Source organism: Kineothrix alysoides (assembly GCF_000732725.1).
GTDB lineage: Bacteria > Bacillota > Clostridia > Lachnospirales > Lachnospiraceae > Kineothrix > Kineothrix alysoides.
The window spans coordinates 1,890,420-1,903,196 of record NZ_JPNB01000002.1 but is presented as its reverse complement, the minus strand read 5'-3'; the positions used below and the strand labels follow the sequence as shown (position 1 = coordinate 1,903,196).

General features: G+C 43.3%; 10 protein-coding genes. 1 reads left to right on the top strand and 9 read right to left on the bottom strand.

Going from position 1 to position 12,777, the window contains the following annotated elements; translation table 11 throughout:
- Nucleotides 1-7: 7 nt before the first annotated feature.
- The 6 genes from CC90_RS0119680 to CC90_RS0119650 all read right to left on the bottom strand — a co-directional run bounded on the left by CC90_RS0119680 (nucleotide 8) and on the right by CC90_RS0119650 (nucleotide 8,507).
- A complete protein-coding gene (locus CC90_RS0119680; RefSeq protein WP_035315862.1) occupies nucleotides 8-988 on the bottom strand; it encodes a radical SAM/SPASM domain-containing protein in 981 nt (326 codons plus the stop codon).
- Between the two features lie 176 nt (nucleotides 989-1,164).
- Nucleotides 1,165-2,685 (bottom strand): phospholipid carrier-dependent glycosyltransferase, encoded by a 1,521-nt coding sequence (locus CC90_RS0119675; RefSeq protein WP_031392421.1) that lies wholly within the window; start codon nucleotides 2,683-2,685, stop codon nucleotides 1,165-1,167.
- Between the two features lie 137 nt (nucleotides 2,686-2,822).
- Nucleotides 2,823-4,595: a DUF6044 family protein gene (locus tag CC90_RS0119670; RefSeq protein WP_031392420.1), complete on the bottom strand. Its 1,773-nt coding sequence runs from the start codon at nucleotides 4,593-4,595 to the stop codon at nucleotides 2,823-2,825.
- 78 nt (nucleotides 4,596-4,673) lie between these two features.
- Nucleotides 4,674-6,098, bottom strand: a complete 1,425-nt coding sequence (locus CC90_RS0119660) for a hypothetical protein (RefSeq protein ID WP_031392419.1) — start codon at nucleotides 6,096-6,098, stop codon at nucleotides 4,674-4,676.
- On the bottom strand, nucleotides 6,082-7,023 hold the full coding sequence (locus CC90_RS0119655) for a glycosyltransferase family 2 protein (RefSeq protein ID WP_031392418.1): 942 nt from the start codon (nucleotides 7,021-7,023) through the stop codon (nucleotides 6,082-6,084). Before CC90_RS0119655 ends, CC90_RS0119660 begins: the two co-directional genes overlap by 17 nt.
- 146 nt (nucleotides 7,024-7,169) lie before the next feature.
- A complete protein-coding gene (locus tag CC90_RS0119650; protein ID WP_242843344.1) occupies nucleotides 7,170-8,507 on the bottom strand; it encodes an MBOAT family O-acyltransferase in 1,338 nt (445 codons plus the stop codon).
- Between the two features lie 300 nt (nucleotides 8,508-8,807).
- Here CC90_RS0119650 and CC90_RS0119645 point away from each other — a divergent pair, with 300 nt between their 5' ends.
- Nucleotides 8,808-9,212 (top strand): VOC family protein, encoded by a 405-nt coding sequence (locus CC90_RS0119645; RefSeq protein WP_031392416.1) that lies wholly within the window; start codon nucleotides 8,808-8,810, stop codon nucleotides 9,210-9,212.
- An 8-nt stretch (nucleotides 9,213-9,220) separates the two neighbouring features.
- On the opposite strand, the gene CC90_RS0119640 is transcribed toward CC90_RS0119645, so the two are convergent.
- The 3 genes from CC90_RS0119640 to CC90_RS0119630 all read right to left on the bottom strand — a co-directional run bounded on the left by CC90_RS0119640 (nucleotide 9,221) and on the right by CC90_RS0119630 (nucleotide 12,507).
- Nucleotides 9,221-9,460, bottom strand: a complete 240-nt coding sequence (locus CC90_RS0119640) for an acyl carrier protein (protein ID WP_031392415.1) — start codon at nucleotides 9,458-9,460, stop codon at nucleotides 9,221-9,223.
- A gap of 80 nt (nucleotides 9,461-9,540) precedes the next feature.
- Nucleotides 9,541-11,319: an HAD-IIIC family phosphatase gene (locus CC90_RS0119635; RefSeq protein WP_031392414.1), complete on the bottom strand. Its 1,779-nt coding sequence runs from the start codon at nucleotides 11,317-11,319 to the stop codon at nucleotides 9,541-9,543.
- Between the two features lie 171 nt (nucleotides 11,320-11,490).
- On the bottom strand, nucleotides 11,491-12,507 hold the full coding sequence (locus CC90_RS0119630; RefSeq protein ID WP_031392413.1) for an SGNH/GDSL hydrolase family protein: 1,017 nt from the start codon (nucleotides 12,505-12,507) through the stop codon (nucleotides 11,491-11,493).
- Nucleotides 12,508-12,777: the final 270 nt, after the last annotated feature.

Below are 12,777 nucleotides of genomic sequence, written 5' to 3'. Positions count from 1 at the left end.
TACTTATCTACCTTTTAAACATGGACTGTCTAGCCCCGTGTATTTCATCATTATTCCTCAGTACATCGTCCACCGCATCCATACGGAGTCCTGCATCGATAAAGTCACAGTGCTTGCAGAACGGATAGTTCTGTCTCCCCGTCCGAATCGCCTCTCGAAGCTTCTGATACTTCTTGCTGTTCCACGCCTCTTTTAACGGCATCTCATGCAAATCTGCCAAATCCGTCACCTCTAAATTATCGCAGCAGCAAATTCCCAATTTCCCGTTCGGCATAATCCACATATCCGTGTAAGGCATAAGGCAAGTTTCAGTAATTACCTTCTCAGTGGCTTTCTTATTCGGAGCGCTGCCCGCACGGTTCGTAAGTACCTCTTTTAAATAGCGCATCTGAATTAGTATATCCACATCTCCAAACTCCTGCGGATGAGCCTTGATATAATCATAGACCACCTGAATGTTTTCGTGCAGCTTCATCTCCAGACTGTAATTATTTATAATGAGCTGGTCTACATATGGGATAACCGATTTCACCTTATCTACATCCAGCAAAAGTCCATTCGTAGACATGAAAATGAACGCCTCAGGAAGCTTTTCCCTTGCATATTTATGAAATTCCACGATGCGGGTGTCCAGCCACGGCTCATTATTACCATACATCGTCAGATGCCCTTTATATCCCCACTCTGCTAACTGGTCGATGATGCTGTAGAACAGCTCGTCTTCCATGCGCTTATAAGGCCTCTTTTCCGCATTTTTATTAGCCGTACAGAACTCACACGTGCTATTGCAGCGGTTAATCGTCTCCAAATTTACGACTAACGGCATGGGAACCTCTTCTCTTTCCATAAAATGATCTATGTAATTTTTCTGTAATTTTCTTCTTGTTATAAACTGAAGCTTCAGATAGCTTTCACTGGACAGCATCGGGAGATATTTCCTCGCGTTCCATCCTAATCTTCCCAAAAAGTTATGTATTCTTACCGCCATGTCTGTAAACGTTCTCCTTTCAAAAGTAAAAGAAACTCTGAAGTAATTCTGATTCTAAAAACCGCAAATCATGCAAGATATTATCGTATATTGCTCAATAGTAACGCCGATTTCTATCATACCATCCAACCTGAATATGGTCAAGATAAGGTATATCGCATGCTATATATAGGTATTTATGGCACAAAGACATTCCCATACATGGAAAACATGTTTTCTCCCTGCAAATAATACGGTATAAAGCGGTTAAAAAGACTGTAGGAAAAGGAAAGCATCACATATGCCATAATTCCCAGGCAAAGCAATTTACCGGCACTTCTCATCCGAATCCGTTCAAGTACTATACACGCCTTTTGAACTCCTATCGCCACCAGATACATGAACGGAATCAAAACCGGCAGGACATACCTTCCCTGAGGCTGAAATTCCCATGTATAAGAATAATAAATGCTAAGTCCAATCGTTATCGCGCAGAACAAGGCCATACAAGCATAAAAAACAACCGTATCCTTTTTACCCGTATTGCGATAAGACTCCCATATTGAAGCTTCCTCCTGCAGATTTCTCCCGCCTTTCTCAAATCCTTCACTCCTTCTTGCAAGTATCCCCCCTATTGCCTTAACCGGCAATAACGCCAATACACAAGCTATTATCCACAGACGCTTATAAAATATATAAATCAACCCATGCGTAGGAATCAGCATCGGCCCGAACATCGCGATGAAACTGTCTCTGAGCAGGGTGATATATCCCGTATCGAACAACATCTCATTTAAAGGAATCCCCTCTTTCTGATAGGTAAAGCGTGTCAAGGGATTAAACTCCGCCGTAGCGGTCTCTATGGCGCATTCCAGGCGGGCATTCATCGCTATCATATCTCCTCCGTAAAGAATCGCATTGCGGATAAACCACCAGCCGATACCGAGCAAAACAATAACGGATATAAAGCCGCCATTTCGTAACATTTGCCGCCATTTTACCTTTAGCTTCATGTTCCCGTCTTCGCCATCCTGAGCCGGCACCATGTTTATAAAACTTATGATAAAAATAAGTATCGCCGCCAAAATAATACCGTAAGCATTATAGTAGGACATTGCACACAGTATAATTCCTGCCGCCAACAGAAGACAGTCCTTCTTATCATAGCCCCTGCGCTGTGCACGCAAAAGAGCATAAAATATTATAGAGACCGATAGCATCGCCATAGAATCCGTATTGACATAGGAATGGATAAATATATTCTGCGGCAGGAAAACCACCAACAGCGTAAAAGTCCACTGAATATACGGGTTCCTCCACGCCTCCTTGGAAATAATGCGCACAAAATATGCCATTAGTACACCGAAACACACATTCACCATCCGCGCCGCAAGAAGAAGCACATATCCGTCAGCAGTAAACAGCCCCAGAAAACGAAGCAGATATCCTTGTATAATATAAGTCAATATAGGCTGAAAAGCATACGAAGCCCCATAACCGTTTAATATTACCTCCGGGTCCCCGCCATAAGGCAGCCTTCCATGATTCCTAATAAAGTTTACCACCTTGAACCGATTGATTTCATCCGGCGGGTCTCCATAGGTCTGAATCATAGCAAAACAAGCAATCGCCGCAAACACGAGCAAATAAAAAACGATCTCTGCCGCCAGTTCCCACTTCCTTTCATTCCCTTCCCGCGTAAATGTCAAACCTTTCATAAATTACATTTCTCCTTCTGCAACTATTCAGCCTACGGCACCATAGTAACAACTAATGTAGAACAAAAATGCGCTTCGCTCACAAAAATTATCTCGCGATGTGGACGGCCAAATAGTAACAAACTAAGATTTAAAAACTATTTCTCGTATAGATAAATTATATAAGGCGACTTCTCCTGCTCATATGCCTTCACGAGCGTAAGCCCCAGAGCCTTCGCGTTTCCAAGCTCAATCCGGGAAAAAATATATTTCCCCCCCAATTTCTCAAAGGCCTCGGTATCCATATATAAATCATAATCAGTTACATGTATCGTCTTTGTCGCGCTTACCACCGAAGCATCCGTCCCGGAATACACATACACCCGTGCCCCCCAGTCGTCATAATAAATTCTGCTGGCTTCTACCCTTTCCAGCGCAGGCGCTATCACCTTGCGAAACTTCTCTTTATATTGCTGGGAATAAAAACCCAGATAACCGTCCAGCGTAGCAATGCCGTTATATTCTAATACCGCCGGATGAATTCCATATGCCGCGGCCCATTCGCCGCCATAACCGATATCCTCTTTGATTTCCGCAAATAATTCCGTAGAATAGAATTCCCCGTAGGACATATCGTCGGCCACTTTTCCCTTGGCCAGCTCTAACGTCTTATTTTTGCAGGTGGCATACCAATCGTTATACCTGCCGGGAGTCAGAAGAATAATGGCAATCGAAGTTAATGCAAGTCCGTTCGCAAGACTGCTTGCCAGCCGTTTCATCACATCATTCCCTTTTATTTTTCCCGGAAAAGGCAGGCTCCGACAATCATAAAGACGCTGCAGCACTATAAAAAAAGATGCATACCATAAAAACGGGCTGAAAAATACGGTCCTATTAAATTGAAATCCTTTGAGCGGCGGCAGAAGAGTTTCCACCAGTCTGCGAAATCCACCCCAATTATAAATTCCATATATTATGCTGTTAAATAAAATCACAAATATGAGAAGGTTGTAGCTATCATGGAAAATCCCCCTCCAATTTTTGTCCTTCATATATTTACCGTTCAGATAAATAAAATATAAGATGCAAACAGGAAGTACCAGCTTCCCATGTACACTTTCCGCATGGAACATCCCATTTTTCCACACATCCCCGATCTGTCTCAGGACCTCTCCCGCCGTTAGATCTGCCTCCACCATGGTAGAACGGATCGTCTCCGTATCGCTAAAAAGCATTATGCCAAACAGCCGGTATTCAAAGGCCACATACCCTGCCCCAAGCACGAAAAGTGCAAGCAGTAAGGCTTTGGAAAGCTTTTTATCCCGAACCGCAAGCCAGATAACTGCAACGGTAAGGTAAGCGAGAATAAAGAAGCCGAAATAAGAAAAATAAGACAAAAAGGGATAGCAAAAAAGGGCCAAATACAACCAAACGGAAGGCTTCTTATATATCCTTCTCAGCAAGTAAATGACAAGCGGGATAGAGGTGAACGAAATTCCAAAAGCAGGAAACATGTTCAAGGCCCCATAGGCAAAACCAAGCAGTGCTATAAGCGAACGATACTCCTTCCTCTTCTCTGCATACCAGTCCCCTGCCAGCAGCCATACCGAAACCATCGCTATCACTATCTTAAGAAAATATCCCGTTATATACGCTGCGAAGGAAGGCAGACACATAAACAGCACTGTATAAAGCGAAAGCTCCGAAGGAAGATTATCCCTGCTGATTCCCCCTAAAAAGGGAACTTCCACATTATGAGCAAAAAAGCTCCCCGTATTTTTCAGCATCTGAAACTGTGCCACGAACAAATCGAGATTATCGTGTACCGCAATATAACTTTCTTCTCCAAAGCAAGCATAAACCCCTATCGATACTACGAAAAATGCTCCGATCAAAACCAAATACCAATAGTTAAGCACCCTCTTAATCATCTATCATCCTTACCCTTTTCCTTATCCGCATTCAAATTATATTTCTTCAAAATCCCCAAATTTTTACCGAAATACACCTCACGGCTTTCTCCCCTTCCAAGGAAGTAAATCATATGCCAACAAAGACAATGCTGTATAAAACACCCCCATATTATAAATCATATAGCGGGGCTGCGTAAATATCATGGCGCCTACCACAATCGAATTCACAATCACTCCGCCAATCACAATCTCTGCCATAGTCAGCGTACTGTCCGGTAACCTCCACCTCTTTCGCCTTGCCTTTGGCTCGTTGCCTTCGCAAGAAGAATACACGTACAAAAGAAGATAGAGCACATATGCCAAAACCGCGTAAAAATTCAGATAAGTATTCACCCGTGCGATAGAATTAACAAAGCCCTTCCACGTATTTGCCAAAAAGACCTGAAGCAAATCGCCCGTATCAAAGTGTGTTGCTTGGGAAAGCAGCGTCTTTGCCATCGCATTACAATATACATCATATTGAAGTACCGCATCTATTTCCGAATATTCGAAATGCTCTGCAATATAGTCCTGAACCACCGGATTAATGATACCATAACCTATGGCATCGTAGCTGTCAGCATAATGAGTAGATAAATCCACCCATCCTTCAGGCGCATACATCTTGCGAAGTCCCTGCTCATTTGCCTGAGCAAGTATCTCCTCATATAGACCGCGCACCGTTTCATCCTCGAACAAAGAAGCGTCCCCCTCCTTAGAGGTATAAATTAATGTGCACAGCATCCCCATAGAATTGCCGGAATGTTCGATCCAAACGCCCCTGACACAATAATTGTAAAAGCGGTCTGAAAGCTTGCCGGCAAAAAATAGGCATACGGTCAGTCCCAGCAATAACAGCAGCTTTTTCATGTTCCTCTTTTTTATGAGATAATACAGGATAAATACTGCTGCCATCAAAGCAAGCGAGAGGAGCATCTGCTTGCGAAGATTAACGAGAAGCAGGGCAAAGCATGCTGCAGCTGCCAGATTCTGCTTCTTTTCTTCCATGATATATTTGTATAGCTGAACGATAAAAAGTACATAGAGAGATAATCCGAGCCCTTCGGTCATAATGCTGTCGATATACGAAGAACCCCTAATTGCCACAAAGCGGCAAAGAAACGTCACACCGAACTGAAAGCATACGGACAAAAAAGCCAGCAGCCGGCTGCCGGCTTTATATTTCTTTACGGTAACAGCCAGCTTCCATGTCGCATACGCTGCCAAGAGGCTCTGAACAATCACCACGGGCATGAGATACCCTTCTTCGCCGAACAGGCTGCGGAATATCCATAAAAACGTAGGATACAAAGGCTCCCTCGTAATGTTCATAGTTGCATAGCTGGGAGAATCCGCGCACCACACCGGTCCGTCGTAAAACGGAAAAAAGAGATAGAAGCCCAAGCATACGATGAGCAGGCCCATATCCCATTTTTCCAAAGAAGCTGTATATTTTTTTATTTTATTAATCCACGTCATCATTTTTTATCTTCCCCTGAATCATATTCAAACGGAATTCGAAGTCCCTTCTGTTTTTCAGTGCCATATTGGACAAAATCATTCCGGAGAAAAAGGCCTGAACTGCCGCCAGCATAACGAAACAGCAAACAAACAGCGTAGGAAACTTATCCACCACACCCGTTCTTATAAAAGCCACCAGTATTGGAATGAAGAATACGGTAGCGATTACCGCAAGAATAAGCGCCAGAAGAGAAAAAAAGCCGAAAGGCTTGTAGTCCTTATACAGCCTTCCAATCGTTCCAAGCACTCTCATTCCGTCCGAGTAAGTGTTCAGCTTGGATTGGCTGCCCTCGGGCCTGTCCCTGTAATCCACAATGACATTTTCAATTTGCATGTTGTTAAACACTGCGTGTATGGTCATCTCTGTCTCTATCTCAAAGCCCTTGGAAAGTACCGGAAAAGTCTTGACAAAGCCGTAGCTGAATGCTCGAAATCCCGTCATGATATCCTTGATTTTACATCCGAACAGGCGATTGATCGTGCCTCGTACAAGACTGTTTCCCAAATTGTGAAAGGGCCTTTTATTCTCAGTAAAATATGTGGAGGAAAGCCTGTCTCCCACCACCATATCCGCATGGTGTTCAAGCACCTTCTCCACCATCTCCGGAGCATATTCCATAGGATAAGTGTCATCTCCATCCACCATGACATAGCACTGGGCATCGATTTCGCGGAACATCCGGCGGATTACATTCCCTTTTCCCTGCATATATTCATGCCGCACTACGGCACCCGCCGCAGCCGCCAGTTCAACCGTACGATCCGTAGAATTGTTATCATATACATAAACCACCGCCTCTGGCAGCGCCTTCTTCGTATCGGCCACTACCTTTGCAATCGTCTTTTCCTCATTGTAGCATGGTATCAAAACCGCAATTTTATCCATTTTAACTCTCTCCAGTTTCCTTCCAATCATGTGTTACTGTTCACTTTGTTTTCAGTAACACATAATTTCCTTTATACTATTTCTATTTTAGCAGAGTATCGCATGCCCGTCTATCAAAATAACCGGCAGACAACCCGTTCCCGCTCTTAAAAGCCCTGATAGATAAACTCCGCCGCACTATACCCCGGTCCATAATTTCCAAGCAATATGGTATAGAATAAAAGAGCATACCAGATAATCCACCGAACGGGAAGTTTCTTCTTCTCAATCCGTTCCCTGACGCTTTCCTTCTGCTGCATAACAGATACCGCAAACAGAATGAGCAGGGATACTATCGCTATTGTAAATTCTATAAAATCCAGCCCCAGCGTAAACACGGAGCCGTCAAACAATATTACGGCATTCCATACGCTTACCGCCCCCTTTAGCATATAAAAAGCATCCGCTGCGCTATCCGCCCGAAAGAACACGAAGCCGATGTTTACGAGGAAGAATGTGCGCAGCATGCGCAGTACATCCACCCACCTTTTCTTCGGATCGATATGAAGCTTTTCCATAAACTTATTAAAAAAAGGGGTCAGAAGCTCTCCTGATACGATGTAGAACCAGTGCAGCAGACCGGAACCGATGACATACTTCCAATCCCCGCCATGCCAGATGCCCACCGAAAACCAAAGCACGAACATTGCAAGAAAGGTCGTGAGCTGTTTTCCCCGCTTCTTACCGAACCGTTCTCTCATATTTTTGGAAAGACGGGTAAAGACTCCGGTACGAAGCAGCGGATAAAATACATATTCCTTCATCCATACGCCCAGCGTAATATGCCATCTTCTCCAGTATTCCGAAATATTCTTTGCAAAAAAGGGAGTCTCGAAATTTTCGGGAAGCTTTAGACCGAAAGTCTGAGACATTCCTAGGACGATATCCATACAGCCGGAGAAATTAGTATAGAGCTGAAACGCATAACATACCGTAGCCAGCCATATGTATGCACCGGGATAATCTCCGTAATTACCGTAAACCGTATCCACCACAAAGCGCATTCTCTCGGAAATTACCAAGGTCTTGAAAAATCCCCACACCATTCGCTGTAAACCGAAGGTCACTTCCCTATAATTGAAGGGATGATGTGTGAAAAATTGTTCTCCGTCCTCCCTATACCGCAGAATCGGTCCTGATAAAATAGAAGGAAAATACATGCCGTACAGCGCCGTTTTGAAAAAGTTCTTCTGAGGCACGGCAATTCCATTATACACATCTATCACATAGCCGAGGATGGAAAAAGTATAAAAGGAAATTCCGAGCGGCACCATAAACTTAAATCCGGTAAGTACCGCCTCCTCACTTCCAAATATCCCTGCAATTCCATTTACCGTATTGATGCCGAAGTTCACATACTTAAGCATCACCAAAGAACCGACGAGCAGTAAGACCACACCTGCCATAGCAGCTCTTTTTTTCTTCAGGTTATCCGTCCCGCTCATAATTCGTATACCCGCGTATGCTGCAAGGCATGCGCAGACCGGATACAAAATTAGTATGCCGTTTCCGGAAAGCAAATAATACGCGATGCTGGATAAAAGCAAAAATACCCATTGCGTTTTTGGGGGAATCAGATAATATATAATTAATATACATGCATAAAAGCACAAAAAATAAAAGGATGTAAACGTAGCTCCCATAAAAAAGAAATCCTTTCCGGGCTTGCAAGCGTGGTATCAATTGTTATCAGGAAGCCGAAGGCTGAATAGTAATATCGAATATGAGGAGGACCCGAAAATACAATGATAGATTTAAAAGTACACCATATCGGATATTTAGTGAAAAAAATAAATGCGGCAGCAGCACAGTTCCAGCAGCTGGGATATGTGCTCCGTCAGGATATCATCTATGACGATTACCGCAAGATCAATATTTGTTTTATGGAGAAGGATGGATACGTAGTAGAGCTTGTCTCCCCGGTCAGTTCCGACTCCGTCGTTGCCGGGCTTTTAAAAAAATATAAAAACACACCTTATCATCTTTGCTACGAATCACGCAACTTCGAAAACGACCTGGCATACCTTACCGAAAACGGATATACCGCCATCGATATGCCCACACCTGCTCCTGCTCTGGAGAATATGCGCGTGACCTTTTTAATGAACGCAAGTCTTGGGATGATAGAGCTGTTGGAGGTCCGCTCCTAACGCTTCTCTTAAATCTGGCTGATAATAATATCAGCCATTTCGCCTACATTCTTCATCGTGACCACTTGTCCCATGGTAAACTTCATACCGAATTCCTGCTCTACTGCAGCAATCAGATTAATATGCTCCAGAGAATCCCAATCTTCGATATCCTCTGAGGTAGTCGTTCCATTCACTGTAATGGTTTCATCGTCAAATACGTCCTGAAACACTTCGCTTAAAGTCTTAAATACTTCTTCTCTAGTCATAATTACTTCCTTCCTTTTCATACAGTAAGCCACGTTTTGAGTGATTTGCTTTCACACCTTCTTGACTTTCAATTCTTTTCCTATACTACTTCTATGACCTTATTCTTATTTTCATAGTTTTCGGGAATTTTATATTCCCATGTAGTATTCCCTTCGGAATCCTCTTCTATCTTGCTGAAGCCTTGCAGGTCATAAAAGTTTTTTACCATTTGGTTTTTGGCCGTGGGATAGTAATAACCTAAGATCGTATGAAGGTCTTCCTTCTTGCACTCCTGTACAAGACAATCCATCATGGCGTATTCCATATCTCTTTTCAGTACGCGGCAGCTCATAATCCATAATTCAATATGCAGTGCTCTGCTTTCCTTTCGGCCTATAACAACGGAAACTATTCCGTTATCTCCGAATTTATCCTCAAGCCTGCCATATAGGGCGATGTGATCTGCAGACGCTGCGGTCTGCTCGATTTCGCTTTGGGTATATCTTTTGGTCGTCAGGTTGAATTGATTGCTTTTATTAGTAAGCTGGGCAATTCTCGACATGTACATCGGTTCGAAGGCCTTTATGACTGCATGCATGCTAAGAGAGAGGAGGTACTGCGCGTAATCTGCAAATCCTGCCTGCTGCTTTTCACGGAGCAAATTGGCCTTGTACATTTCGTTTCTCTTTCTATCGTCCTGTGAAAGCCCTGTTACTTCAAAGAAGCCGGAGCGATCAAGAATATGAATGTATTGTTCCGGCCTTCCTATATCCGGCACAGCCACTCCCGGTACATCCACACTGACAATCTCCCGCTCCGCAGGATTATCGTCTACGAACACAAGGCTGTCCGGCAAAATATTCAGCTCCGAGGCAATCGCGTCTATATTTATGCTCTTCGGCTCCCAATTAGCCTTTATCAGAATAAAATCCTCGGGCTTCAAGATTCCTTCCGGGTGGCTCAGGCCGGCAAGCGCATTCTCCTCTTCATTCTTGGAGCTTACATTTAGCATCACTCCGATTTCCTTCTGCGCTTTTATATATCCCTGGAATTCGGAATACACCTGTCCAAGGGAAGTCTCCTGACCGATTTCCAAATTCTCGGCTCCGTCATCTCCCACAACGCCGCCCCACAGCGTGTTGTCCAAATCCAATACCAGAGCCTTTTTATTTTTGCCGAAAACAGCTTTGATAATATTGGATAAATTAAATGCGAACTCAGGAATCGCCTGCATGCACATGCAATACTTATACATATGCCAGTAAAATGGATCCGACCATCTGTCGAGGCCGTAAGCCGCCGCCATATAGTTTATATCGTTAATATAAAAATTTTCATGATTCTGTGCATAATCATAAAACCGCTCGTTCAATCTCGTGATAAAGCGGATGCGTCCATGAATGTCACTGGCATCCTTATTTCCCAGCATGCGATAGAACGGATATTCGAAGTTATTCTGTATGATCGGGCAATGGTACGTATCTCTCAGCTTGTCCCACATACAGGAAAAATGTCCGTATTGCTCTTCTAACAATTCTTCGACCTGCTCCTTGCTGTCCTCTATCTGCGGATATGCTGCAATATTCCGGTTACTCGTATGAAAAAAGATGATATCCGGCGCAAAGGAAGAAAGTTCCTCGTTTTCGAACATAGCTTCCTGAAAATACTGCCCGTATTCCGATTCATAAAATTCCGGTTCGATTCCCTGATTCAAAAGAAACAGCTCCAGCATACGTACGATGTCATGGGTAGTGCTCCCGCCCAGTACCGCTATCTTTTTCTTAAGGCGCGGCATAGACTCTTCCAAAAGTTCACGCTTCAGTCTCTTGGACTTTTTTAAAATATATTCACTATTAAAGGGATACTCCAATGCTTTCACTCTATGCTTCTCCTGCAAATTCTTTTTAGAATCAGTTCTTTTTCTGGGTGAACAAAAGGAGGCTTCGTCCACTTTCCTAATTATATGAAAAAAGACGGATGCTAAAACATCCGCCTTGTATTTTAACATATTTTACTATTTGCCGCAATCTCACATTGCATTGTTCAAATATTAATTATTCCTTGTTTCTTCATATCCTAAAATAACTTCCGAAAGCTTCTCCGCATATTTCCTGCGGCCTTTTTCCGACAAATGGATGCCATCCTCCAAATACTCATCCGCCGAATAGGTATTCAAACCTATTCCTTCGTAGGCATTTAGGAATAACGTGTGCTCATCTGCGGAAACATTGCCGCATACACGGTAGTAAGCCGCCAGCGTACCGCCCCCGTTATCCACCATGTTACCGTCTCCCAGATATGCTCCATCCTTTCCCCAAAACTGCGCATAGTTTGGAGAACACAGAACGATCTGCGCGTTGGGATAGTTGCTCCGCAACTGATTAATGGCAATTCTCAAAGCTCCAACATAGGTATACTCCTGATTGGTATTGGAATCGTTGTTTATCGGAATGGCACTGAGAAAATCATTCATTCCGTATTCAATAATAAAATAGTCCGTTTTGTCGAAATCACAGGTAGCAAACACCTCTCCTGCCCTGCTGCCATTCAATATACCCTCATCTACGTTACCGCAAATCGCATGCACTACCCCTTGAAGGCTGCGGGAACTCCAGTTCTCATATACAGCACTTTCATACTCCGTTAACGCCGCCGTCGTTCCCCCCATCGCGAGATTGTACACATCGGCATTGCACAGTGCCCCTGTAATCGACGCGATTCCGGTTTCATTCCGATAACCGTCAAGAATGCTGTCTCCAAGAAAGACAATCTGCAGGCGGCTGCCATCAGGCACCTCCGGTGGTGCTTCTGTCACTTCTTTCTCCTCGATTTCGGGTTCTATTAAATCCTCCGGCGAAACGACCACTATTCCTTCCTCCGGCTGGGATTCTTCCCGTTCTTTCTCATTCTCCTTGTTCATTTCTTCCGTAGCCTTGGGCGTTTCCTGCGCTGTTACCTCCCCCTGCGACGTCTCTTCTCCTAAATCCTGCTCTTTCGCTGCTGTTCCACAGCCTGCGACAAACAAAAGCATCGCTAAGAGAATATATTTTTTCATTTTTCTCCTCATTGTTATTCCTCCCGGAATTTATAAATTTTTTAGTTACCAAAGTATAAATCAGACTGACTTATGTGCACACTGAAATTATAGCACATTTTTTCATTAATAACTTTCTCCGTAAAATAATTAAGGAATTATTCCCATGGACTTAAAAAAAACTTAATAAATATTTGTTTTAATAAATTTGATATAATATGAATCGATAATGTATAAAAATTGATATTTTATGCTAATTGCCATAACTTTTAAAATCATCTATAATATATTATCAGCATTATT